Source organism: Rathayibacter sp. VKM Ac-2928 (assembly GCF_022815545.1).
In the GTDB taxonomy this organism is placed as follows: Bacteria; Actinomycetota; Actinomycetes; order Actinomycetales; family Microbacteriaceae; genus Rathayibacter; species Rathayibacter festucae.
Genome location: NZ_JALGRU010000003.1, coordinates 77,994 through 101,175 on the forward strand (window position 1 = coordinate 77,994; position 23,182 = coordinate 101,175).

The window sequence follows — 23,182 nt, forward strand, 5'->3', positions numbered from 1 at the left end:
CGACGCTACCGCGCCGCGGACCGCCGACCGGCCGGCACCGCGACGCTCGGCTCGCCGGCCGACAGCCGGCCGTCCCGCATCGTCGCCACGCGGTCGAGCCGCGGGAGGTGCGCCTCCTCGTGCGTCACCAGGAGCGTCGCCGTGCCGCGCTCCCGGGTGAGGCGGACGATCAAGTCGATGATCGCCGCGCCGCGCTCGGTGTCCAGCGCGCTCGTCGGCTCGTCGACCAGCAGGACCGACGGCGCGTTCATCAGCGCGCGGGCGATGTTCACCCGCTGCCGCTGACCGCCCGAGAGCTGCGCCGGGCGGGCGTGGGCGCGGTCCGCGAGGCCGACCACCGCGAGCAGCTCGTCCGCCCGCGCCGACGCCGAGGAGCGCCGCCGGTCGCCGAGCCGGTCCATCACCAGCAGCTGCTCGCGGGCCGTCAGCGCGGGCAGCAGGTTGGCCTGCTGGAAGACGATGCCGATCCGGGAGCGGCGCAGCCGCGCCGCCCCCGCCCGGGACAGGCGCGACACGTCGTCACCGTCGATCAGCACGCGGCCGGAGTCCGGGCGGATCAGCGTCGCCGCCAGGGCGAGCAGGCTGGACTTGCCGGAGCCGCTCGGGCCGGTCAGCCCGGTCGTGGTCCCGGGCCGGCAGTCGAGGCTCGCCCGGTCGACGGCGGTGAGGCGCGAGCCGCCGTCGTCGAAGGTGAGGGTGGCGTCGTGCAGTTCGATCATCGTGCGCTCCCGAGTGCGGTGAGGGGGTCGGTGGAGACGACGGCGCGCAGGGCCGCGGCGGCGCCGAGCAGTCCCAGCGCGATCATCAGCGCGGCCGGGGCCAGCGTGGTCACGGGACTGAGCAGGAAGGGCAGGGCGGAGCCGGCCAGGCTCCCGAGCCCGACCACGGCGAGCAGCCCCGCCCCCGTCCCGGCGACCAGCACGACGAGGGCCTGGCCGAGGGCGTCCCGGAGCAGCGAGCGCGTCGACGCCCCGAGGGCCTTCAGCACGGCGATGTCGCCGGAGCGCTGCATCGTCCAGACCGTGAAGAACGCGCCGACGACCAGCGCGGCGATCCCGAAGAGCATCGCGACCATCAGCAGCAGCGAGCCGATCTCGGACCGGAACGACCCGATCGCGGTGAGCGCGGCGAGCGGAGCGCGCGAGACCGTGCCGATCGCCGCCTCCCCCGCTGCCCAGTCCGGCGAGCCGCGCACCGCGAGGACGGTCGCGTCGGCCGGTGTGCCGAGCGAGGCCGCGAGCGCCTGCCAGGCGGCCAGCGGGAGGCGGACGACGGGGGTGTGGCTGTACCAGTCGTCGCCGCCGATCGAGGAGACGACGGCGGAGGCGCCCGCGAGGCTCACGGTGTCGCCGACTCCGACGCCGAGCGCTCTCGCCGCCGGGGCCGAGAGGGCGATGCCGCCCGGGTCGGCGGGAGCCCCGAGCGCCGCGTCGACGCCGAGGACAGCGACCGCGACGCGCGCTCCGCCCGCCTCCGCCCGGGCCTGCAGCACGCCGAGCGGCTCGACGGACGCGACGCCCGGCAGCGCCGCCCACTCCGCCTCCTGCTGCGCGGTGACCGAGGAGTCGGCGAACGAGGGTGCGTCGTCGCCGGCCGAGAAGACGAGGCGGTCGGCGGGGACGCCGAGCACCGCCGAGACGTTCTGCAGGGCCAGACCGCCGGTCAGGCCGGAGAGGAACCCGACCAGGAGGGTGAGCAGCGCGACCACTGCGCCGATGAGCAGGAATCGGCCGCGTGCGGAACGCAGCTCGCGCCAGGCGACGAACACGGGGACCTCCAGGGAGTCGATGCCGCGGGGATCGGCGGCCCCTCCAGCCTGGAAGCGGCGCGGATCCAGCGCATCGTGCGGTCGACCTGGGGCGCCGCCCGCTCTTCGAGGGACGGCCGCCTCCTCCTTTCGCACGATGACAGGCAGCCCCGCGGTGCGTAGCGTTCCCCCGTGCCGCACACTCCGCTCGCCCCCGTCCTGACGGGACTGCGCGCGGGACTGCACCTCCTGGTCGGCGGCCTGCTCGCCCTCGTCGCCGTGCGCACGCTCGTCGAGCCCGGCCCGCGCACTCCGGCGGTGCTCCTGCTCTGCCTCCTCCTGCTCGGCGCGTACCTCGCCGGGCCGCGCTGGACGGCCCGCTCGCGGCGCCGCGGGATGCTGTGGCTCGCGGGAGTGACCCTCGCCTGGGCCGCCCTCGTCCTGCTCGAGTCCGACGCCGCCTACCTCGCGTTCCCGCTCTTCTTCCTGGCGATGCACGTGCTGCCCCCGCGGGCGGCGATCGCCGCGGTGCTCGGCCTCACCGCCATCGCCGTCGCCGCGCTCGGCTGGAACGACCGGTGGAGCATCGGCGGGGTCGTCGGCCCGGTGATCGCCGCCGGGATCGCGATCCTGATCGGCCTCGCCGCGCGCGCCCTCGCCCGGGAGGCGCGCGAGCGGGAGGAGCTGCTCGCCGAGCTGCTCGCCACCCGCGACCGGCTCGGCGCGAGCGAGCGCGCAGCCGCCGTCGCCGAGGAGCGCTCGCGGCTGGCCCGCGAGATCCACGACACCGTCGCGCAGGGCCTCTCCAGCATCCAGATGCTGCTGCACGCGGCCGAGCGCGCGGACCCGGGGCGGCCGGGGATCGAGCACGTCCGCCTCGCCCGGGAGACGGCGGCGGCCGATCTGGACGAGACCCGGCGCTTCATCCGCGAGCTCGCCCCGCCCGCCCTCGACAGCGAGAGCATCGACGGAGCGCTGCGGCGACTGGCCGCCACGCACTGGGAGCGCTCGGGAGTCGTCGTGACGGTCGACGCCGAGGACGGCCGCGCGCTGCCGATGCAGACGCAGACGGCGCTGCTCCGGCTCGCGCAGGGCGCGGTCGCGAACGCGCTGCAGCACTCGGGAGCGAGCACGGTCGCGCTGACGCTCCGCAGCGACGGTCGCACCGCCCGCCTCGAGATCGCGGACGACGGGGCCGGCTTCGATCCCGAGGCGGACACCCCCTCGACGCGGCAGGACTCCTTCGGCCTGCGGGCGATGCGCGAGCGGGCCGAGCAGCTCGGCGGGCGGCTGGACGTCGACTCCTCGCCGGCCGGGACGACGGTCCGCGCCGAGCTCCCCGCGGGAGGCGCCGCGTGATCCGCGTCCTCCTCGTCGACGACCACCCCATCGTCCGCGCGGGGCTGCGCGCGCTGATCGGCGCGGAGGACGGGCTGACCGTGGTCGGCGAGGCCGGCTCCCCCGCGGAGGCGATCAGCGCCGCCGCCCGCCTGCACCCGGACGTGGTGCTGATGGACCTGCGCTTCGGCGCCGACCGCGAGACCGGCGTCGACGCGACGCGGGCGCTGCGCTCCTCCGCCGAGCCGCCCTCCGTCCTCGTCCTGACGACCTACGACACCGACGCGGACATCCTGGGCGCGGTGGAGGCCGGCGCGAGCGGCTACCTGCTCAAGGACGCGCCGCCGGAGGAGCTGCTCGCGGCGATCCGCGCGGCCGCCGCCGGCGAGAGCGCGCTCGCCCCCGCCGTCGCCGCGCGGCTGTTCGAGCGGCTCCGCTCCCCCGCGCCGCGGCTCAGCGCCCGCGAGACCGAGGTGCTCGCCCTCGTCGCCCAGGGCCTCAGCAACACCGAGGTCGCCGCCCGGCTGTTCGTGACCGAGACCACCGTCAAGTCGCACCTCGCGCACGTGTTCGCGAAGCTCGGCGTCGCCTCCCGCACCGCCGCCGTCTCGGCGGCCCGCCGCCTGGGCGTGCTGCGCTGACCCCTCAGCGGACCCCGCGGGTAGACTCCCCTACCGTGACCGACGAGACCCGCCTCCCCCGAACCACCGTCAGCAAGCTCGCCGCGCTCGAGGACGGGCCGGTGCGCGTCGCCGGCTGGGTCGAGACCGTGCGCGATCAGAAGAAGGTGCAGTTCGTCGTCCTCCGCGACGAGTCCGGCGCCGTGCAGCTGGTGAACCCGGCCGTGCGCGAGGCCGTCGAGGGCGACGACGCCTCCGCCGCGAAGCTCGCGATCACCGAGGCGATCTCCGGGCTCGCGCAGGGCTCGTTCGTGAGCGTGACCGGTCAGCTCAAGCACGACGAGCGCGTCAAGCTCGGCGGCCTCGAGGTCAAGCTCGAGTCGCTCGAGATCGTCAGCGCGTCGATCCCCGAGGCGCCGATCGCGGCGGACTCCGGCATCGACAAGCGGATGGACTGGCGCTTCCTCGACCTGCGCCGCCCCGAGCAGAACCTCATCGCCCGGGTGCAGACCACGTTCGAGCACGCGCTGCGCACGTACTGGATCGAGCACGACTTCATCGAGATCCACACCCCGAAGCTGATGGCGAGCGCCTCCGAGTCGCGCGCCGAGCTCTTCGAGGTCGAGTACTTCGAGACCAAGGCGTACCTCGCCCAGAGCCCGCAGTTCTTCAAGCAGATGGCACAGCCGGCCGGCTTCGGCAAGGTCTTCGAGGTCGGGCCCGCGTTCCGCGCCGACCCGAGCTTCACCTCGCGGCACGCGACCGAGTTCACCAGCGTCGACGCCGAGGTCTCCTGGATCGACTCGCACGAGGACGTGATGGAGCTGCACGAGCAGCTCATCGTCGCCGGCCTCACCGCGGTCGTCGAGAAGCACGGCGAGGCGATCAAGGCGCTCTTCGACATCGACCTGCGCGTGCCGACCACGCCGTTCCCGCGCATCCCGCTCGCCGAGGCCAAGCGGATCGTCGCCGAGCGCGGCTACGAGGTGCCCCGCGCCGACGACGACATGGACCCCGAGGGCGAGCGCCGCATCGCGGCCTACGTGCAGGAGGAGTTCGGCCACGACTTCGTCTTCCTGACCGATTACGCCTCGAGCATCCGGCCGTTCTACCACATGCGCCGCGAGGGCGACGGAACGATCACCAACAGCTACGACCTCATCTACAACGGCGTCGAGATCTCCACCGGTGCGCAGCGCGAGCACCGCGTCGACGTCCTCGTCGAGCAGGCGCGCGAGAAGGGCCTGGAGCCGGAGGAGCTCGAGTTCTACCTCGACTTCTTCCGCTACGGCGTCCCGCCGCACGGCGGCTTCGGCATGGGCCTCTCCCGCGTGATCATGCTGATGCTCGGCCAGGCCAACCTGCGCGAGGTCACCTACCTCTTCCGCGGCCCGACGCGCCTGCTGCCGTAGGCGCCGGCGCCTCGCCCCATGCTGATCGAGTAGCCCTCGCAGAGGGCGTATCGAGATCCACCCGCTTACACGACGGCGGGTCTCGATACGCCGCTGCGCGGCTACTCGACCAGCAAAAAGGTGCGCATGCGTCCGTTTCATGCTGATCGAGTAGCCCGCGAAGCGGGCGTATCGAGATCCGCTCGTCAGCGGGGCAGGCGCTCGTACGGGACGCGGCGGCTCAGCCAGGCGAGCAGCCCGGCGACGAGCGCCGCGACCGCCGCGGGGACGAGCAGCAGCCAGAGCGCCGACGTGACCGCGACGAGCGCGAGCGCCACCGCGGCGACGCCGGCGCCGATCGCGAAGTTCCAGCGCACGTCGGTCGCCACCCCGGCCTCCGGTCGCGCCCAGAGCACGACGAGCGCCGTCGCGATCGGGCCGAGCAGCAGCCCGAGCACGAACCAGCGCCAGCGCGAGCGGCCCTTCTGCTCGGCGAGACCGGCCGTGACGATCGCGAGAGCGAACCAGAGCCAGCCGGAGCCTTGGGTGAGAGTCATGCCCGGAGCCTACGGCGCGGGCAGGATCATCAGGTCGAGGTAGTCGGTCAGGCAGGCCACCATGTCGACCGCGTCGTTCTCCAGCAGCCACTGCAGCTGGATGCCGTCCCAGAGCGCGATGATCGAGGCGGCCACCCGGTCCGGATCCGCGCCCTCGCGCAGCCGGCCCGCGGCGCGCAGCTCCCGGAGCTGGCCGGCGTAGTCCGCGCGCAGCCGCTGGAAGCGCGACGCGAAGAAGTCGCGCCCCGGGTGCTCGTCGGTCGTCGACTCGCCGCAGAGCACCGCGTAGAGCTCGATCACCCCGGGCGCCGTCTCGTTGTAGCGGGTCTGGCGGACGATGCCCTCGACGAGCCCCTCCTCGGGATCGACGGGCGTCGAGCCGTCGCCGGTGATCCGGTCGCGGTGCTGCAGCACGGCCAGGAGCAGATCGGTCTTCGACGGGAAGTAGTGCAGCAGGCTCGTCTGGCTGAGCCCGACCCGGTCGGCGACGTCCTGCAGCGAGCCGCGGGCGTAGCCGCGGGCGGCGAAGACCGCGTGCGCCGCCTCGATGATCGCGCGCCGCCGCTCGGCCGACTTCGCGTAGGGGCCGCGGCGCGCGCTCCGGGTGGTGCCCGCCTCCGCCATCAGCCGCTCCTCGCCCTCGAAGTGCCGGCTGCGCAGCCGGTCGATCGCCCAGCGTAGCGCGCACTCGGAGCGACCGAGCGGTGCCGTCCGCCAATTTCGAGTACGCACTCGAAATTGTGATAGCGTCCGGATCAGCCGGGCGGACTGGTCCCGGACTCCACCACGATGAAGTGAGGGACACATGCATCCGTTCACCCGGCGACAGCTGCTCGCCGCGGGCCTCGGCACCGCGGCACTCGGCGGCCTCACCGCCTGCTCCACGCCCGGCACCGTCTCGGTCAACGCCGGCGCGGCGATCCCGGCGGCCGACGGGCCGATCCGGCTCCAGTACTGGGCCTGGCTCAAGGACCTGCAGAAGGTCTGCGACGTCTGGAACGCCTCGCACCCCGAGGTCCAGGTCGACGCGGTCTGGATCCCCGGCGGCAACGCCGGCGGCTATCAGAAGCTCTACTCGGCCCTCGCGGCCGGCGGCGGGCCCGACCTCGGCCAGGTCGAGATGCGCTCGCTCCCCGAGTTCCTGCTCGTGAACGGCCTCGTCGACCTCAACCGCTACGGCGCCGAGGACTACGCCGACCGCTACGACCCGACCCTCTGGGGACAGGTCAGCTACACCGGCGGCGTCTACGGGATCCCGCAGGACAGCGGCCCGATGGCGCTGTTCTACCAGCCGGAGATCTTCGACAGCGTCGGCGCCGAGACGCCCACCACCTGGGACGACTGGGCCGCGGTCGCGACCGAGCTGCGCGGCGTCGACTCCTACATCGACTGCTTCCCGCTCGCCGACGCCTCCGTCTTCGCCGCCTTCGCGACGCAGGCCGGCGCGCAGTGGCTGAAGGCGAAGGAGGACGGCTGGGTCATCGACATGACCGACGAGGCCACCACGAAGGTCGCCTCCTTCTTCGACTCCGCGATCGACCAGGACCTGGTCGAGGTCGGCTACGGCGCCTACTCCCCCGCCTGGTTCGCGGCCGCCGCGAACGGCGGGATCGCCTCCTGCACGACCGCGAGCTGGGGCGACGCCCTGATCGAGGGCGTCAGCGGCGGGGCGGGCAAGTGGCGCGCGGCGCCGATGCCGGTCTGGGAGGGCACGGGCTACGGCTCGAGCTTCCTCGGCGGCTCGACGGCCGCGGTCTTCGCGAACAGCAAGCACCCGAAGGAGGCGCTCGAGTTCGCCGTCTGGATGACCACCACGCAGGAGGGCATCGACGCGATGATCGCCAACAGCGGCATCGGCTGGTCCCCGGCGGTCGGCGAGATCGGCTCGGTCCGGAAGGGCCCGAGCGAGTTCTTCAGCGGTCAGAACTACAACGAGGACGTCTTCGTCCCCGCCGCGACGGAGCAGAACCCGGACTGGTCCTGGTGGCCGGTCACGCAGCAGTCGTTCAACATCCTCAGCGACGGCTTCCGCAAGAAGGCGTCCGGGCTCTCCCTCGTCGACGCCGTCGCGCAGGCGGAGCAGCAGATCATCACGGTCTTCCAGAACAAGGGCCTCAGCATCAGGAAGGCCTCCGCATGACCACCACGACCTCCCCCGCCGCCGCCGCGGTCGCCGCCACCTCGAAGGCGCCCGGCGCCTCGAAGCGGAGCCGCTCCGTCACCCGCGCCCCGTGGATCCTGCTGGCGCCGTTCCTGGCGCTCTTCGTCCTCACCTTCATCATCCCGATCGTCGTCGCCATCGGCTCGAGCTTCACGAAGGTGACCCGCTCGGGCCTCTTCGGCGAGGCGGGCGTGACCAGCGGCTTCGCCGGCTTCGACAACTACGCGCAGGCCCTCGCCGACGGCAACTTCATCGCCTCGATCGGCCGGATGTTCCTCTTCGGCATCGTGCAGGTGCCGATCATGATCGCGCTGTGCACGGTGCTCGCGCTGATGCTCGAGTCCGCGTCCGCGCGCTTCCCCGGCTTCTTCCGCGCCGCGTACTTCCTGCCCTACGGCGTCCCGGGCGTCATCGCGACGATCCTGTGGTCCTTCCTCTACGTGCCCGGGCTCAGCCCGATCATCGACGCGGCGAACGTGGTCGGCCTCGACCCCGACTTCCTCGGCGCGAACTCGGTGCTCTGGTCGATCGCGAACATCTCGCTCTGGAGCTACACCGGCTACAACATGCTGATCATCGTCGCTCAGCTGAAGTCGATCCCGGTCGAGCTCTACGAGGCCGCGAAGGTCGACGGGGCCTCCACCTGGCGGGTCGCGCGGAGCATCCAGCTGCCGCTGATCCGCCCGGCCCTCGTGCTCACGACGATCTTCTCGATCATCGGCACGCTCCAGCTGTTCGCCGAGGCGCAGGTGCTGAAGACGGTCGCACCTGCGATCGACAGCCAGTACACGCCGAACCTCAGCGCGTACACCACCGCCTTCGCCTACAACGACTACAACGTCGCCGCCGCGCAGGCCGTGCTGATCGCGCTCGTCGCGTTCGCCCTCTCCTTCACGTTCCTCTCGATCTCGAACAGGAAGTCCTCATGAGCACGACGGAGCGCGCCACCGCCGATGCGCCCACGACCACCGGCATCGTCACCGCAGAACGACCCGCAAAGGCCGGCCGCGGCCCCGACCGCTCGGCCGGACGCAACCGCGCCTCGACGATCATCGTCACCGCGATCCTCGTCGTCGTCGCGATCTACTTCCTGATCCCGGTCTACTGGGTCGTCGTCGCCGCGACGAAGACCACCGGCGACCTCTTCGCCACCTACGGCTTCTGGTTCGCGCCGACCTTCGCGCTCTGGGACAACCTGGGCCAGGTGCTGACCTACGACGGCGGCATCTTCGTCCGCTGGTTCCTCAACTCCGTGCTCTACGCCGGCGTCGGTGCGCTGCTCGCGACCTACCTCGCGGCCGCGGGCGGCTACGCGCTGGCGAAGTACGAGTTCAAGGGCAGCAAGCTCGTCTTCGGCACGATCCTCGCGGGCGTCCTCGTCCCCGGGACCGCCACCGCGCTCCCGCTGTTCCTGCTCTTCAGCCAGATGGGCATCGCGAACACCTACTGGAGCGTGCTGATCCCCTCGCTGGTCTCGCCGTTCGGCCTGTTCCTCTGCCGGATCTACGCGCAGGCGACGGTCGACACGGCCATCATCGAGGCCGCCAGGATCGACGGCGCGAGCGAGCTGCGGATCTTCCACACCCTCGGGCTGCGGATCCTCACCCCGGCACTGGTCACCGTGTTCCTCTTCCAGCTGGTCGGGATCTGGAACAACTACTTCCTGCCGCTCGTGATGCTCTCGGACACCGAGCTCTTCCCGATCACCCTCGGCCTGAACAACTGGCTCAGCCAGGTGGACCGGCTGCCCGAGTTCTACGAGCTCACGACCGGCGGCGTCCTGCTGTCGATCATCCCGCTCGCCATCGCCATGATCGTGCTGCAGCGCTTCTGGCGCGGCGGCCTGACCGAAGGATCCGTCAAGTGACCCTCGCCCCGACGTCCCTCCACTACCTCGCCGACACCGGCCCCGGCTCCGGCCGGCGCCGCGCCGCCCGCTCGTGGCTGCACACCGACGCACCGACGCTCTCGCTCGACGGGGACTGGCGCTTCCGCCTGCTCCCCGCCGCACCGGGCACGCCCGGCGGCGCCGATGCGCTGCCCGAGGGCGAGGGGGTGGACGACGTCGGGGCGGAGTCCTTCGACGACTCCGGCTGGGACGTGCTGCCCGTCCCGTCGCACTGGGTCCTCCAGGGCGACGGGCGCTACGGACTCCCCGCCTACACGAACGTGCAGTTCCCGTTCCCGACCGAGCCGCCGTTCGTCCCGGACGAGAACCCGACCGGCGACCACCGCCGCAGCTTCGAGCTGCCGGAGTCCTTCGCCGGCGCCGAGGCGGTCGTGCTCCGCTTCGACGGCGTCGAGTCGCGCTACCGCGTCTGGGTCAACGGCGTCGAGATCGGCATCGGCTCGGGCAGCCGGCTCGCGCAGGAGTTCGACGTCACCGAGGCGGTGCGGCCCGGCGAGAACCTCGTCGTCGTCCGCGTGCACCAGTGGTCCGCCGCGAGCTACGTCGAGGACCAGGACCAGTGGTGGCTGCCGGGGATCTTCCGCTCGGTCCACCTGATCGCCCGCCCGGTCGGCGGCGTCGAGGACGTCTTCGTGCGCGCCTCCTTCGCCGCCGGCGCGGGCCGGATCGAGACCGAGCTGACGGCGGACGACGCGGCCTTCCCGGTCACCCTCCGCGTCCCCGAGCTCGGCATCGAGACGGTCTGGGCGAGCGCCGTGGAGGTCGCTCCGATCGAGGTGCCGGCCGTCGAGCCGTGGTCGGCGGAGGCACCCCGCCTCTACGACGCCGAGGTCGCCTCCTCGGGCGAGACGGTCTCGCTCCGCCTGGGCTTCCGCACCGTCGAGATCCGCGGCGACCGCTTCCTGGTCAACGGCGAGCGCGTCGTCTTCCACGGCGTCAACCGCCACGAGACGCACCCCGACCGCGGCCGCGCCTTCGACGAGGACTTCGCCCGCGCGGACCTCGCGATGATGAAGCGGTTCAACGTCAACGCGATCCGCACCAGCCACTACCCGCCGCACCCGCGCCTGCTCGACCTCGCCGACGAGCTCGGCTTCTGGGTGATCCTCGAGTGCGACCTCGAGACCCACGGCTTCGAGCGCTACGGCTGGAAGGGCAACCCCAGCGACGACCCGGCCTGGCGCGAGGCGTACCTCGACCGGATCGAGCGCACCGTCGAGCGCGACAAGAACCACCCGAGCATCGTCATCTGGTCGCTCGGCAACGAGGCCGGCACCGGTGCGAACCTCGCCGCCATGTCGTCCTGGGTGCACGGCCGCGACCCCGAGCGCCCCGTGCACTACGAGGGCGACTACACCGGCGCCTACACCGACGTGTACTCGCGGATGTACTCGTCGATCCCCGAGACCGAGCAGATCGGCCGCGACGACTCGCGGACGCCGCTGCTCGGCTGCTCCGCGGGCGAGTCGGCGCGCCAGCGCTCGAAGCCGTTCCTGCTCTGCGAGTACGTGCACGCGATGGGCAACGGCCCCGGAGCGATCGACCAGTACGAGGACCTCGTCGACCGCTACCCGCGGCTGCACGGCGGCTTCGTCTGGGAGTGGCGCGACCACGGTCTGCGCGCCCGCACTCCCGAGGGCGTCGAGTACTACGCCTACGGCGGCGACTTCGGCGAGGTCGTGCACGACGGCAACTTCGTGATGGACGGCATGGTCCTCTCCGACGGCACGCCGAGTCCGGGGCTGTTCGAGTGGAAGCAGATCGTGGCGCCGGTGCGCGTCACGGTCGAGGCGGACGCCGTGCTGGTCGAGAACCGCCGGCACGACGCGTCGACCGCCGACCTGCGCTTCGCGTGGCGGGTGGAGCTCGACGGCAGGGTGAGTGCGGAGGGAGTGCTCGACGCTCCCTCGATCGCGGCGGGCGACTCCGCTCGGCTCGCGCTGCCCTCCTTCGACGTGCCGACCGGCGGCGAGGCGTGGCTGACCGTCGACGCGGCGCTCGCGTCGCGCACCGTCTGGGCCGAGGAGGGGCACGTGATCTCCACCGGTCAGCGCCGTCTCTCCGCGCTCGCACCGATCCCCGCTTGGGCGCGCTCGCCCCGCGGCGGCGCTTCCGTCGAGGGTGCTCTGGGCCTCGCGAGCTTCCGGAACGGCCGGCTCACCGCGCTGGCCGGCCTGGCGGTCGACGGGCCGCGCGCCGAGCTCTGGCGTGCGCCGACCGACAACGACGAGGGCGACGGCTTCCCCGGGTACACGGAGGGCGACCCGCGCGCCGGCAACGGCAACGGCGTGCCCGCGCCGTCCTCCGCGTCGCGCTGGCGCGAGGTGGGACTGGACCGGCTGGTCGGCCGGGTCGAGTCGGTCGACACCTCGTCGGGGGTCCGCCGGCGCACCCGCTGGTCCGCCGCCGACCTCGACGCGGCGCTCCTCGTGGAGGAGCACTGGAGCCTCGACGGCGACGCGGTCGTCCTCCGGGTCGACCTGGTGCCGACCCGCGGCTGGGGCTCGGTCTGGCCGCGGCTGGGCATCCGGCTCGACCTCCCGGCGTCGGTCGACGGCGCGGAGTGGTTCGGCACCGGACCGCGGGAGTCGTACCCCGACAGCATGCGCGCGACCAGGGTCGGCCGCTTCTCGGCCGGCATCGACGAGCTCAAGACGGAGTACGCGCGCCCGCAGGAGAACGGTCACCGCAGCGCCGTGCGGGAGCTGATCCTCAGCGAGGGCGGGTCCGCTCGCCTGCGCATCGAGGCGGCAGCCGACCTGCACGGCCGGCTGCCCGGATTCACGCTCGCGCGCCACACCGCGCACGAGCTGACGGCGGCAGGCCACCCGCACGAGCTGCCCGCGTCCACCCGCTCGGTGCTCACGATCGACGCCGCCCAGCACGGCCTCGGCTCGCGCGCCTGCGGCCCGGACGTCTGGCCCGACTTCCAGCTGCGCCCGGAGGCCCGCACCATCCTGCTGCGCTTCACCGCCGCCGGCTGACGTCCCCTGCTGATCGAGTAGCCCGCGGAGCGGGCGCATCGAGATCCACCCACCGGACGACGGTGGGTCTCGATACGCCCTCCGGGCTACTCGACCAGCAAGAAGGGTGCCGGCTCGTCGAGCTCAGCCGACGCCCTCTTCCGGACATGTCCGCAAGCGGCGCTTGCGGCGCGCGGGCCCGACTCCGGACACTGGGGACTGCCTGGTCGGCGCAGACGACCACTCGGGGCGACCCGAACCCTCCCCGAGTGGTCGGGACCCTTCTCGGCACCTGGGCCGGGAAGCCCGGACCGGAGCCGCGCCGCTACACCTCGGCCGGTCCCTCCGGGGCCGCCCGGCCCTCCTCCGCCGACCAGGCCGCTCCCAGGGCGAAGAGAGTCGGAGCGCCGTAGTGCTCCATCGCGGCGGAGATGCGGCGCCGCCCCGTGCGGGGGTTGATCCCCAGCCGGTGCGACGCCGTCTCGAGAGTGAGGCCCGTCCGCATCAGCCGGAGCAGCGACGTCCAGCTCTGCTCGGCCGCATCGACCGGCAGCGCCTGCCGCCACAGCTGCTCGAAGTAGGCGCTGACGAGTCCGGCGAGCGCCTCGTGCCGCACGCCCAGCACGCTCGTCGGCCGGGTCTCGCCCCACTCGAACGGCACGGCCAGGTACTCGCCGTCGACCCAGAACCAGCTCGGCATCGCCTCGAGCAGGCGGTACTCCACCCCGGCCTTCTGGTACGCCTCGATCCGCGCGAGCACCCGCGGGTCCCGGACGCCCTCGGCGGGGATGATGACCCGTACCCGGTCCTTCGCCGCCAGCGCCTCGCCGAAGCGCAGCGCCCGCTCGGTCGGCGGATCGAGGAAGCGCTGCACGTCCGGGAGCACCGCGATCAGCGTCCCGGAGTCGCTGCGGACGAGGTCGAACCAGAGGTCCTCCGAGGCGTGCGGCCCGTGGCGCAGCAGCGTGGGGACGAGATCGTCCGCGGCGGCGCCGACCGACCACGCTCCGAGCAGCGAGGGCAGGTCGCCGACGAGGCGCTCGATGCCGTCCAGCGCCTCGAGCGTGGCACGGCGAGCCGCCACGGTGTGCCGGAGGACCGCGTCCGCCGCCCAGTCGGCGGGCGGGACGTAGGCGATCTCCTCGCCCTCGCCGCCGAGGAGCCCGAGGGCGCGGAACCGGTCGACGGCGATCCGCACGTCGGCCGGCGCCAGGTGGACCAGCTCCGCCGCCGCCGCGATCGTCCGGGGACGACCGCGATGCAGCGCCGCGATCAGACTGTCGTCACGCACCGGGCGCGGCGCCTCACTGCTCCGTCGGGTGCGGGAGCGGTCCGCCGATGAGCAGGTCGTCGTTCTCGCGGCGACGGCGCAGGACGACGGCCGTCACGAGTCCGGCGATCAGCAGCGCGACGAGCACGCCGGCGCCGATGGTGAGGCCGACCCCGGCCGAGAGGCCGCCGGTGCTGGCGGCCGCGGGTGGCACGGCGCCGGCCTTGGCGGAGGTGATCGCGATGCCGCAGACCTGCGCGGCGTCGGGAGCCGTCGCGGTGGAGCCCTCCGCCGGATAGGCGACCGTGACCGCGGCGGTGCGCTTGCTGACCGACCCGACCGCGACGATGCAGTAGACCTCGGCCGTGGGCTCCGCGACGACGGCCTCGCCGAGGTCGAGGTCGGACCACCCGAGCGCGTCGACGCGGACCGCGAGGTCGCCCGCCGCGAGGTCCGCCTGGACGCCGGCGGTCGTGTACGCGCCGACGGTGACGCTCTCGACCGGGCCGAAGCCCCAGACCGCGCCGCGCGGCATGGCCGCCTCGGAGCTGGAGGCCTCGCGCGGCTCGACGAGGATCCCGGGAGCGGAGGAGGCGATCAGAGCGAACGTCGTGGTCGCCGACGAGCCGCGGTCACCCGAGATCGTCACCGTGTAGGTGCCGATGGAGAGGAGCGCGGCGGTCGGCACGGTGGCCGATCCGGTGCTGGTCGTCTCGCCGTCCTGGCGGTTCTCGACGGTCAGCGGAGTCTCGGTGCCGGCCGGCGCCTTGAGCGTCGCGGTGGCGTTCTCCTCGCGCTGGAATCCGGCGTAGGCGACCCCGACTCCGTAGAAGCGGGCCAGATCGACGGTGAGCGCACCGGGGTCGACGCCGGCGTCACGGGTGAGGAACACCGAGACGGCGGGACCGCCGGCGGTCTCGGTCCCAGGCGTGGGAGCCGCGGCGGGGTCGCCAGCGGAGGTCGAGAGCAGGGTCTGGCCGGGCGCGGAGGCGCGGGGCGGCGTCGCGCCGGCCTCGGTGGTCGCGGTGCCGCCGGTGCTGCCGCCGCCACTGCCCGAGCCGCCGGCGGGCGACTGCTGCGTCTGCCCACCGCCACCGGTGGTCGGCTGCTGCTGCGGTTGGGAAGGCTGCTGGGGCTGGGAGGGCTGCTGGGGCTGGGACGGCTGCTCCGGCTGCGACGGCTGCTCGGGCTGGGACGGCTGCTGCGGCTGCGACGGCTGCTCGGGCTCGGACGGCTGCGACGGCTGCTCGGGCTGCGACGGCTGCTCCGGCACGCTCGGCACCTCCGGCTGCGACGGCTGCTCCGGCAGACTCGGCACCTCCGGCTCCGAGGGCTGCGCCGGCTCCGACGGCTGCTCCGGCTCGGAAGGCTGCTCCGGCTCCGCCGGCTCCGAGGGCTCCTCGGGCAGGCTCGGCACGTCCGTCGACTCGGCCGCGGTGGTCGCAGTACCGCCCGGAAGCGTCTCCGCGTGGGCCGACGCCGGCAGCGCGAGCCCCGCGACGAGCAGGGCGAGCGCGAGCGCGGAGGCCGTGGAGCGGCGACGCTGCTTCAGCAGACGCTGTCGAGTCATGGAAGTTCCTCCCCCGCGAGACGCCGAACGCACCCCGAACGCGGGGAGCGAGCCTCCCCGTGAAGAGACTATGCGCGAACCGCGAGCACTCGCAGGCACTCCGGTCCCCCATCCGAGGGGCCTTCTACAACATTCGCATCACGGCGGAGTCCCGCCGTCGCGCTGCCGTCAGGCGCGCTCGAGCAGGGCTCGACGCAGGCGGTCCGGCTCGACCCGCCAGTAGGTGTGCACGCGTCCGTCGATCAGGACGACCGGGATCTCCTCGACGAAACGCTCGTGCAGCTCCGCGTCGTCGAGGATCGAGGCCTCGGCGAGCGAGACGCTCGGAGCGCCGTGCACGTCCGCGAGCTCGGCGAGGACCTGCTGGACGATGGCGCGGGCGTCGTCGCAGAGGTGGCAGCCGGGCTTGCCCACGAGAGTCAGTGCCACATCCACGTGACCACTGTAGCCGCGGCCATCGCGCGGGACCCGGGACGGAGCGACCCCATAGACGCAGACGAGCGCCCGACCCCAGAGGGGCGGACGCTCGAAGGGTGAAGAGGCGCGAGCCTACTTCTTGTTGCGACGCTGGTGACGAGTCTTGCGAAGCAGCTTGCGGTGCTTCTTCTTCGCCATACGCTTGCGACGCTTCTTGATGACAGAACCCACGAAGACCTCACAACGTTCAGGGGGTCGACCGCCCGACGGACGGCCGCTTACGAAAAACTGGCTCCCGCGAGCTTACACGACGCGGACACCGACGAGGATCCGCGCCGTCGCGCCACCCCTGGCGGCGACCGACGTGGCCTCACTTCCGGATGCGCAGCGCCCCCGCGACCTTCGTCGCTCCCTCGCTCACGCCGCGCTGGATGTCCTGCACGACCGCGGTGACCTGGTGGGTGCGCTCCGCGAGCGCCCGCCCGAGCGACTCGGCCCGGGCGGCGGCGGCCGCGTCGAGCACGGCGGCGCCCTCGTCGGCCTCGTCCGCCGCGCCGAACGGCAGCAGCCAGTCCTCGACGGCGACCAGCGGCCCGTACTGCAGTGCGTAGATGCGGTGCTGCCCGCTCTCACGGACGGTGACGAGCCCCGCCTCGCGCAGCACCTTGAGGTGCTTGGACACCGTCGGCTGGCTGAGCTCGAGCTTCGCCACGATGCGCGAGACGCTCATGCCGCCGGCGCCCCCGGAACCCTCGACCCGCTGCTCCAGGAGGAGCGAGAGGATGTCGCGGCGGGTGCCGTCCGCGATCACCGCGAAGATGTCAGCCATCCCCCCAGGGTAGTCAGCGCCCTCCGCCGCGGGCAGGGTGTCGCCCGTGCGTATGCCCCGCGGCGCATGGCGTCCCGGCGCCCCGGGCGACGACCGGCGAGCGGGTAGCATGGCCGCGATCGAGTGGAGGGCCCGCCGTGGTGGTTCGGCAGCAGTTCCGCAGCCCCGTGGGCGTCTCGCCGGCCTCGCCGTGGTCGAGCTTCGCCCGGGCCCGCGACCTCGTCGACGACTTCGCCGGCCGCTCGCCGTCGCGCTTCGCGATCATGATCTTCTCGGGCCTGATCCTCGTCTTCACCCTGCTCTTCTCGCTGCCGGTGTCGAGCACGACCGGCACCGTCACTCCGCTGCACGACGCCTTCTTCACCGCGATGTCGGTCATCTGCGTCACCGGCCTCGCCACGGTCGACATGGCGACGCACTGGTCCGCGTTCGGCCACTCGATCGTCTTCATCGGCGTGAACATCGGCGCCCTCGGCGTGCTGACGCTCGCGTCGATCATGGGTCTCGCCATCTCGCGCCGCCTCGGGCTCCGCGCGAAGCTGATGGCCGCGAGCGACTCGAACCCGCTCCGCATCCACTCCGGTCCCGTCGCCGAGGGCCAGGCCGTGCGGCTCGGCGAGATCGGCGGTCTGCTCGCGACAGTCGCCATCAGCGCGGCGGTGATCGAGATCGTGGTCGCCCTGCTCCTCTTCCCGCGGATGCTGATCGACGGGATCCCGATCGGCGAGGCGATCTGGCACTCCTTCTACTACTCCGCGATGGCGTTCACGAACACCGGCTTCGCGCCCAACGCTGCCGGCCTCACGCCGTTCGAGGACGACTACTGGTTCCTCGGCATCCTGATGATCGGCGTCTTCCTCGGCTCGATCGGCTTCCCGGTGATCTACGCCTTCTCGCGCGGCTGGCGGCGCCCGCGCAAGTGGTCGGTGCACGTGAAGCTCACGCTGGTCACCTCGCTGATCCTGCTCGTCGCGGGAGCGGTGCTCTACATCGTGCTCGAGTTCGACAATCCGACGACCTTCGGCACCCTCGACGCCGGCGACACCGTCTTCCAGTCCTTCTTCCTGTCGACGATGACGCGCTCGGGCGGCTTCTCGACCATCTCGATCCCCGATCTCAACGGCTCCAGCCTGCTCGTCACGGACATGCTGATGTTCATCGGCGGGGGCTCGGCCTCGACCGCGGGCGGCATCAAGGTGACGACGCTCGCGATCCTCTTCCTCGCGGCGTTCGCCGAGGCGCGCGGCAACAACGACATGGAGGCGTTCGGCCGCCGGATCCCCAACGACGTGCTGCGCCTCGCGGTCTCCGTCGTGCTCTGGGGAGCCACCACCGTCGCCGTCTCCTCGGTCCTGATCCTGCACATCACCAAGGCGTCGCTGGACCACGTCCTCTTCGACGTGATCTCGGCGTTCGCCACCTCCGGCCTGTCGACCGGGCTCACCGCCGAGCTGCCGACGTCGGGTGTCTACGTGATGGCGCTGACGATGTTCATGGGCCGCGTTGGTACCGTGACTCTCGCTGCCGCGCTCGCCGCGAGCCAGCGCAGGCAGTTGTTCAGACGACCGGAAGAGAGGCCCATCGTTGGTTGACCGCATCAGGTACGACGCCCCGGTGCTGGTGATCGGCCTCGGTCGCTTCGGTGCCGCCACGGCCGGCCAGCTCGACCGCCTCGACCGCGAGGTGCTCGCGATCGACGCCGACGCCGGACTCGTGCAGAAGTGGTCGGAGCGGGTCACCCACGCGGTCCAGGCCGACGCCCGCTCGCTCGACGCCCTCGCCCAGATCGGCGCGCAGGACTTCCAGGTCGCCGTCGTCGCCGTCGGCTCCTCGATCGAGGCGTCCGTGCTGATCACCGCGAACCTCGTCGACCTCAAGATCCCGCAGATCTGGGCCAAGGCGATCTCGCGCTCGCACGGCAAGATCCTGGAGCGGATCGGCGCCAACCACGTGATCTACCCCGAGGCCGAGGCGGGCGAGCGCGTCGCGCACCTGGTCTCGGGCCGCATGCTCGACTTCATCGAGTTCGACGACGACTTCGTGCTGGCCAAGATGTACCCGCCCAAGCCGATCCGCGGCCTGACCCTCACCGAGTCGGGCGTGCGCCGCAAGCACCGCGTCACCGTCGTCGGCGTGAAGAGCCCGGGCAAGCCCTTCACCTACGCGACCGAGCAGACCGTCGTCTCGAACCACGACCTCATCGTCGTCAGCGGCACCCCCACCGACATCGAGCGCTTCGCAGCCCTCGGCTCCTGACCCCTCCCGCGAGATGCCACTTATGAGCTCCCGTCACGGCGTGTCGGGCTCATAAGTGGCATCTCGCGGAGGAGCGGCAGGGGTCAGGAGGCGGCGAGCTCGCGGGCACGGGCCAGGGCCGCGTCCGTCGCGCGGGTGAAGAGGGCGGCGAGGTCGGCCTCCTGCAGCACGGCGATCGCGCGCTCGGTCGTGCCGTTCGGGCTGGTGACGCGGCGGCGCAGCTCGGCCGGCTCCTCGCCGGAGTGCACGAGCAGCTCGGCGGCGCCCCGGAAGGTGCCGGTGACCATCGTCGCCGCCTGCTCGGGCGTGAAGCCCTTCGCGAGAGCCGCGGCGGTCAGCTCCTCGACCAGGAGGAAGACGTAGGCCGGCCCCGATCCCGAGATCGTCGACAGCGCGTCGAGCTGCGCTTCCGGCACCTCCACCACCTCGCCGACGGTCTCGAACAGCCGGCGGACCAGCGCCAGGTCGTCCTCGCTCGAGCGGGTGCCGGCGCTCAGGCCGGTGACCGCGCGGCCCACGACGGCCGGGGTGTTCGGCATCGAGCGCAGCACGGACACCGACGCGGGCAGGTGCGCCTCGAACGTCGCGACGGTCACTCCCGCCGCGACGCTGACCACGATCGTCCCGGGGGCGACGGCGTCGGCGATCTCGTCGAGCAGCGCGGGAACCATGTGCGGCTTCACGGCCACCAGCACCACGGCGGCGCCGTCGACCGCGCGCCGGTTCGCCTCCGGATCGTCGGCGGTCGCGAACGCGGTCACCACGGGGTGGCCGCTCCAGCGCGACGCCTTCTCCGCGTCGCGGTTGGTCACGCGGACACCGCCCTGCACCTCCACGCCGGGAGCGAGCAGTCCGCTGAGGATCGCGCCCCCCATCGAGCCGAGCCCGAGGACGGCGATGGACGGGAGCTGCACGGGTGCGTCGGTCATCCGCCCATCGTACGAAGGCGATCTCCGCGCAAGGGGCACGACTCGGTCGACGGCGGGAGCCTGCTGCCCGGCGCCCGCCTCCTAGGATGGGCCGACCACCCCCGAGCACCAGCACCCCGACGAGTCACCCCGAGGAGACCCCGTGAGCGCATCCGGAGGCGGTTCCGCCATCATCGCGGCGCTGGCCGCGAACCTCGGCATCGCGCTGACCAAGCTCGTCGCCTGGTTCTTCTCCGGCTCGGCCTCGATGCTGGCCGAGGGCGTGCACTCGCTCGCCGACTCCGGCAACCAGCTGCTGCTGCTGCTCGGCGGCCGCAAGTCGCGGAAGGCCGCCGACGAGGAGCACCCGTTCGGCTACGGCCGCGAGCGCTACGTCTACGCCTTCGTCGTCGCGATCATCCTCTTCTCGGTCGGCGGTGTCTTCTCGATCTACGAGGGTGTCGAGAAGATCGCCGAGCCGCACGAGCTCGAGAACGCCTGGCTGCCGATCCTGGTCCTCGTCGTCTCGATCTGCCTCGAGGGCTACTCGCTGCGCACCGGGGTCAAGGAGTCGAACAAGGTCCGCGGGCAGCAGTCCTGGCTGCAGTTCATCCGCCGGGCGAAGGCGCCGGAACTGCCGGTCGTGCTGCTCGAGGACGTCGCCGCGCTCACCGGTCTCGTCTTCGCGCTGCTCGGCGTCGGCCTCTCGGTGATCACCGGGAACACGGTCTTCGACGCGATCGGCACCATCATGATCGGCACCCTGCTGGTCGTCGTCGCGATCGTCCTCGGCGTCGAGACCAAGAGCCTGCTGGTCGGCGAGGGCGCGACCCCGGCCGACGCCGCGGCGATCCGCGCGGCCATCGAGGCCGGTCCGGACGTCGAGCGCGTCATCCACATGAAGACCCTCTACCTCGGTCCGGACGAGATCCTCGTCGCCGCCAAGCTCGCCTTCCCCGCCGCCGAGACCATGGCCGAGCTGGCCGAGGGGATCGACGCGACGGAGAAGCGGATCCGCGACGCGGTCCCGGCCGCCCGCGTCATCTACCTCGAACCCGACGTCGACCGCGGGGCGCAGCCGCCCTCGGCGGAGCCGACCGCCACCAGCGGGAGCGCCGGCTGATGCGCCGCGTCCTCGCGATCGTCAACGAGCGCGGCGCCGGACTCGGCGCCCTCGAGCCGATGCTGCGCGACCGGGGCTTCGCGGTCGACGCGGTCGCCGGCACCGACCTCGACTCGGTCGACATCCTCGCGCCCGATCTCGTCGTCACCCTCGGCTCGAGCGCCGGCGTCTACGAGACCGCCCGGCACCCCTTCATCTCGCCCGAGATCGCCCTGCTGCAGGACCGGCTGCACCACCGCCGGCCGACCCTCGGCGTCTGCTTCGGCGCGCAGCTGATCGCCGCCGCGCTCGGCGAGGAGGTCCGGCCGGGCCCGACCCGCGAGGTCGGCTTCCGCGGCATCGTCGCGACCGAGGCGGGGACCCGCTCGCCGCTGCGCCACCTCGCCGAGGTCCCGGTGATGCAGTGGCACAGTGACACCTTCGACCTGCCGGCGGGGACGACCCTGCTCGCCTCCTCGCCCTCCTACGCCGTCGAGGCGTTCGCGATCGACGACTGGCTGCTCGGCGTGCAGTTCCACCCGGAGCTCACCGGCGAGCTGGCCGCGCGCTGGCTCGAGGGCGACGCCGAGTACGCCGCGGGAGCGGGCTACGGGCACGAGCAGCTCGAGGACGACGTGCGCGAGGGCCGCTTCGAGCGGATGCGGACGGCGACGGAGGCGGCGCTGACCGAGTGGGTCGGCGCGCAGGGCTGACCGCGCTCCGGCCCGCTCAGCGCTTCGCCGCGAAGAAGTCGAGCAGCAGCCGGGCGCCCTCGTCGGCGCGCAGCCCCGGGTACACCTCGACCACGTGGTGCAGCCGTCGGTCGCGGAGCAGGTCGTGCACCGAGCCGGCCGCGCCCGCCTTCTCGTCCCACGCTCCGAAGACGACGCGCTCGAGCCGGGAGGCGAGGATCGCCCCCGCGCACATCGCGCACGGCTCGAGCGTGACCACGAGGGTGCAGCCCGCGAGCTGCCAGTCACCGCGGGCCGCCGCGGCCTCCCGCAGTGCGACCACCTCGGCGTGCGCCGTCGGATCCGTGCGCAGCTCGCGCTCGTTCCGGCCGCGCCCGATCACCGCGCCCTCGGCGTCCACGACCACCGCGCCGACCGGCACGTCGCCCCACCCGGCGGCCCGGCGGGCCTCGTCGAGCGCGAGCCGCATCCAGGCGTCCGCCTCGGGAGGGAGGGGGAGGTCGCTCTCGCGCATCGCGCCCCCTCGTCCGGCTCCGGCCGACTCCGACCGGCAAGTAGATTGAGCTTATGCGCGTCCATGTAGCCGACCACCCGCTGATCACGCACAAGCTCACCGTGCTGCGCGACAAGCGCACCCCCTCCCCCACCTTCCGGCAGCTCGCCGAGGAGCTGATGACCCTGCTCGCCTACGAGGCGACCCGCGGCGTCCGCACCCGCACCGTCACCATCGAGACGCCGGTCACCACGACCACCGGTCTCGCGCTGAGCGACCCGCAGCCGCTGGTCGTGCCGATCCTGCGCGCGGGCCTCGGGATGCTCGAGGGCATGGTCAAGCTCATCCCCACCGCCGAGGTGGGCTTCCTGGGCATGGCACGCAACGAGGAGACCCTCGAGCCGACCACCTACGCCGAGCGCCTGCCCGACGACCTGTCCAACCGCCAGTGCTTCGTGCTCGACCCGATGCTCGCCACCGGCGGCTCGCTGATCGCCGCCATCCAGTTCCTCTTCGACCGCGGCGCCGAGGACGTCACCGCCGTCTGCCTGCTCGCCGCCCCCGAGGGCCTCGCGGCCGTGGAGAAGGCGTTCGTCGGCAAGGACGTGACCATCGTCCTCGGCTCGCTCGACGAGAAGCTCAACGAGCTGGGCTACATCGTCCCCGGCCTCGGCGACGCGGGCGACCGCCTCTACGGGCTCGCCGGCTGAGCCGCTCCGGGCGCCCGCCGCGGCGCCCGGACCGCGCCAGTGTGCGCGGATCTGTTGACGGGGTCCGCCACCATCCGCTTTACTTTCGACCATGACTGACAACGCGCACGCCCTGACCTCCCTTGAGGCCATCGGGGATGCCGGCATGATGATGGCCGGCGGCCTCGTCCTGCGCTGTCGAATGTGCGCCTGAGGAATCACCCTCGCCGGTTCTCCGCACAGCCTCCGCCCCCGATCGCACTGATCGTC

23 protein-coding genes are annotated in these 23,182 nt (G+C 72.8%); 12 read left to right on the top strand and 11 right to left on the bottom strand.

All coding sequences use genetic code 11. The annotated features are described in order from the left end of the window. Positions 1-5 precede the first annotated feature (5 nt). On the bottom strand, positions 6-719 hold the full coding sequence (locus MT350_RS11895) for an ABC transporter ATP-binding protein (protein WP_243598302.1): 714 nt from the start codon (positions 717-719) through the stop codon (positions 6-8). Continuing rightward, a complete protein-coding gene (locus MT350_RS11900) occupies positions 716-1,768 on the bottom strand; it encodes an ABC transporter permease (protein ID WP_243598301.1) in 1,053 nt (350 codons plus the stop codon). Before MT350_RS11900 ends, MT350_RS11895 begins: the two co-directional genes overlap by 4 nt. A 171-nt stretch (positions 1,769-1,939) precedes the next feature. On the opposite strand from MT350_RS11900, the gene MT350_RS11905 reads away from it, so the two are divergent. Genes MT350_RS11905 through aspS form a run of 3 tightly spaced genes read left to right on the top strand, consistent with a single transcriptional unit; the run spans position 1,940 to position 5,117 of the window. Further along, on the top strand, positions 1,940-3,106 hold the full coding sequence (locus MT350_RS11905) for a sensor histidine kinase (protein ID WP_243598300.1): 1,167 nt from the start codon (positions 1,940-1,942) through the stop codon (positions 3,104-3,106). Continuing rightward, positions 3,103-3,726 (top strand): response regulator transcription factor, encoded by a 624-nt coding sequence (locus MT350_RS11910; RefSeq protein WP_243598299.1) that lies wholly within the window; start codon positions 3,103-3,105, stop codon positions 3,724-3,726. Before MT350_RS11905 ends, MT350_RS11910 begins: the two co-directional genes overlap by 4 nt. A gap of 35 nt (positions 3,727-3,761) precedes the next feature. Further along, a complete protein-coding gene (gene aspS / locus MT350_RS11915; RefSeq protein ID WP_243615965.1) occupies positions 3,762-5,117 on the top strand; it encodes an aspartate--tRNA(Asn) ligase in 1,356 nt (451 codons plus the stop codon). A 185-nt stretch (positions 5,118-5,302) separates the two neighbouring features. On the opposite strand, the gene MT350_RS11920 is transcribed toward aspS, so the two are convergent. After that, a complete protein-coding gene (locus MT350_RS11920; RefSeq protein WP_123446611.1) occupies positions 5,303-5,653 on the bottom strand; it encodes a hypothetical protein in 351 nt (116 codons plus the stop codon). 9 nt (positions 5,654-5,662) lie between these two features. Beyond that, positions 5,663-6,385 (bottom strand): TetR/AcrR family transcriptional regulator, encoded by a 723-nt coding sequence (locus MT350_RS11925; protein WP_243598297.1) that lies wholly within the window; start codon positions 6,383-6,385, stop codon positions 5,663-5,665. Positions 6,386-6,458: 73 nt separating this feature from the next. Between MT350_RS11925 and MT350_RS11930 the strand changes: the two genes are divergently transcribed. From MT350_RS11930 to MT350_RS11945, 4 genes are read left to right on the top strand one after another with little or no spacing between them, the layout of a single operon-like run. Beyond that, positions 6,459-7,793 (top strand): ABC transporter substrate-binding protein, encoded by a 1,335-nt coding sequence (locus tag MT350_RS11930; RefSeq protein ID WP_243615966.1) that lies wholly within the window; start codon positions 6,459-6,461, stop codon positions 7,791-7,793. Next, positions 7,790-8,743 (top strand): carbohydrate ABC transporter permease, encoded by a 954-nt coding sequence (locus MT350_RS11935; protein WP_123732826.1) that lies wholly within the window; start codon positions 7,790-7,792, stop codon positions 8,741-8,743. Before MT350_RS11930 ends, MT350_RS11935 begins: the two co-directional genes overlap by 4 nt. Beyond that, positions 8,740-9,681 carry a carbohydrate ABC transporter permease gene (locus MT350_RS11940; protein ID WP_123705362.1) on the top strand — a complete coding sequence of 314 codons (942 nt, stop codon included), beginning with the start codon at positions 8,740-8,742 and terminating at the stop codon, positions 9,679-9,681. The genes MT350_RS11935 and MT350_RS11940 overlap by 4 nt, the downstream gene beginning before the upstream one ends. Beyond that, complete coding sequence (locus tag MT350_RS11945; RefSeq protein WP_243598295.1) at positions 9,678-12,707, top strand: glycoside hydrolase family 2 TIM barrel-domain containing protein; 3,030 nt, start codon at positions 9,678-9,680, stop codon at positions 12,705-12,707. The genes MT350_RS11940 and MT350_RS11945 overlap by 4 nt, the downstream gene beginning before the upstream one ends. Positions 12,708-13,011: 304 nt before the next feature. Here MT350_RS11945 and MT350_RS11950 read toward each other — a convergent pair whose 3' ends face one another. From MT350_RS11950 to MT350_RS11970, 5 genes are all read right to left on the bottom strand, one after another. Next, the gene (locus tag MT350_RS11950) at positions 13,012-13,977 is read right to left on the bottom strand and encodes a hypothetical protein (protein WP_243615967.1); all 966 of its coding nucleotides are present in this window, start codon (positions 13,975-13,977) and stop codon (positions 13,012-13,014) included. 13 nt (positions 13,978-13,990) lie between these two features. Beyond that, entirely contained in the window at positions 13,991-15,526 is a 1,536-nt protein-coding gene (locus MT350_RS11955; protein WP_243615968.1) for a hypothetical protein, read from the bottom strand. A gap of 168 nt (positions 15,527-15,694) precedes the next feature. Beyond that, positions 15,695-15,961 (bottom strand): glutaredoxin family protein, encoded by a 267-nt coding sequence (locus tag MT350_RS11960; protein WP_243615969.1) that lies wholly within the window; start codon positions 15,959-15,961, stop codon positions 15,695-15,697. A gap of 114 nt (positions 15,962-16,075) precedes the next feature. Beyond that, a complete protein-coding gene (locus MT350_RS11965; RefSeq protein ID WP_003792170.1) occupies positions 16,076-16,174 on the bottom strand; it encodes a 30S ribosomal protein bS22 in 99 nt (32 codons plus the stop codon). A 139-nt stretch (positions 16,175-16,313) separates the two neighbouring features. Next, entirely contained in the window at positions 16,314-16,772 is a 459-nt protein-coding gene (locus tag MT350_RS11970; RefSeq protein WP_123736765.1) for a helix-turn-helix transcriptional regulator, read from the bottom strand. A 167-nt stretch (positions 16,773-16,939) separates the two neighbouring features. Between MT350_RS11970 and MT350_RS11975 the strand changes: the two genes are divergently transcribed. Together MT350_RS11975 and MT350_RS11980 are read left to right on the top strand one after the other, a co-directional pair. Next, positions 16,940-18,364, top strand: a complete 1,425-nt coding sequence (locus tag MT350_RS11975) for a TrkH family potassium uptake protein (RefSeq protein WP_374204633.1) — start codon at positions 16,940-16,942, stop codon at positions 18,362-18,364. Beyond that, complete coding sequence (locus tag MT350_RS11980; RefSeq protein WP_123446620.1) at positions 18,357-19,028, top strand: TrkA family potassium uptake protein; 672 nt, start codon at positions 18,357-18,359, stop codon at positions 19,026-19,028. Before MT350_RS11975 ends, MT350_RS11980 begins: the two co-directional genes overlap by 8 nt. Before the next feature lie 83 nt (positions 19,029-19,111). On the opposite strand, the gene proC is transcribed toward MT350_RS11980, so the two are convergent. After that, a complete protein-coding gene (gene proC / locus MT350_RS11985; RefSeq protein ID WP_243615970.1) occupies positions 19,112-19,957 on the bottom strand; it encodes a pyrroline-5-carboxylate reductase in 846 nt (281 codons plus the stop codon). A 142-nt stretch (positions 19,958-20,099) separates the two neighbouring features. On the opposite strand from proC, the gene MT350_RS11990 reads away from it, so the two are divergent. Beyond that, on the top strand, positions 20,100-21,059 hold the full coding sequence (locus MT350_RS11990) for a cation diffusion facilitator family transporter (protein ID WP_243598290.1): 960 nt from the start codon (positions 20,100-20,102) through the stop codon (positions 21,057-21,059). Further along, positions 21,059-21,751 carry a gamma-glutamyl-gamma-aminobutyrate hydrolase family protein gene (locus tag MT350_RS11995; protein WP_123736762.1) on the top strand — a complete coding sequence of 231 codons (693 nt, stop codon included), beginning with the start codon at positions 21,059-21,061 and terminating at the stop codon, positions 21,749-21,751. Before MT350_RS11990 ends, MT350_RS11995 begins: the two co-directional genes overlap by 1 nt. A 16-nt stretch (positions 21,752-21,767) precedes the next feature. Here MT350_RS11995 and tadA read toward each other — a convergent pair whose 3' ends face one another. Next, on the bottom strand, positions 21,768-22,244 hold the full coding sequence (gene tadA / locus MT350_RS12000; RefSeq protein WP_243598289.1) for a tRNA adenosine(34) deaminase TadA: 477 nt from the start codon (positions 22,242-22,244) through the stop codon (positions 21,768-21,770). A 53-nt stretch (positions 22,245-22,297) separates the two neighbouring features. Between tadA and upp the strand changes: the two genes are divergently transcribed. After that, on the top strand, positions 22,298-22,933 hold the full coding sequence (upp, locus tag MT350_RS12005) for a uracil phosphoribosyltransferase (protein WP_123446624.1): 636 nt from the start codon (positions 22,298-22,300) through the stop codon (positions 22,931-22,933). Positions 22,934-23,182 lie beyond the last annotated feature (249 nt).

What these genes read in the sequence shown, in the direction of transcription:
- MT350_RS11940 (WP_123705362.1), top strand. Translation starts at nt 8,740, where the DNA reads ATGAGCACGACGGAGCGCGCCACCGCCGATGCGCCCACGACCACCGGC.
- tadA (WP_243598289.1), bottom strand. Translation starts at nt 22,244, where the DNA reads ATGCGCGAGAGCGACCTCCCCCTCCCTCCCGAGGCGGACGCCTGGATG.
- MT350_RS11895 (WP_243598302.1), bottom strand. Translation starts at nt 719, where the DNA reads ATGATCGAACTGCACGACGCCACCCTCACCTTCGACGACGGCGGCTCG.
- MT350_RS11930 (WP_243615966.1), top strand. Translation starts at nt 6,459, where the DNA reads ATGCATCCGTTCACCCGGCGACAGCTGCTCGCCGCGGGCCTCGGCACC.
- proC (WP_243615970.1), bottom strand. Translation starts at nt 19,957, where the DNA reads ATGACCGACGCACCCGTGCAGCTCCCGTCCATCGCCGTCCTCGGGCTC.
- MT350_RS11955 (WP_243615968.1), bottom strand. Translation starts at nt 15,526, where the DNA reads ATGACTCGACAGCGTCTGCTGAAGCAGCGTCGCCGCTCCACGGCCTCC.
- MT350_RS11970 (WP_123736765.1), bottom strand. Translation starts at nt 16,772, where the DNA reads ATGGCTGACATCTTCGCGGTGATCGCGGACGGCACCCGCCGCGACATC.
- MT350_RS11935 (WP_123732826.1), top strand. Translation starts at nt 7,790, where the DNA reads ATGACCACCACGACCTCCCCCGCCGCCGCCGCGGTCGCCGCCACCTCG.
- upp (WP_123446624.1), top strand. Translation starts at nt 22,298, where the DNA reads ATGCGCGTCCATGTAGCCGACCACCCGCTGATCACGCACAAGCTCACC.
- MT350_RS11920 (WP_123446611.1), bottom strand. Translation starts at nt 5,653, where the DNA reads ATGACTCTCACCCAAGGCTCCGGCTGGCTCTGGTTCGCTCTCGCGATC.
- MT350_RS11995 (WP_123736762.1), top strand. Translation starts at nt 21,059, where the DNA reads ATGCGCCGCGTCCTCGCGATCGTCAACGAGCGCGGCGCCGGACTCGGC.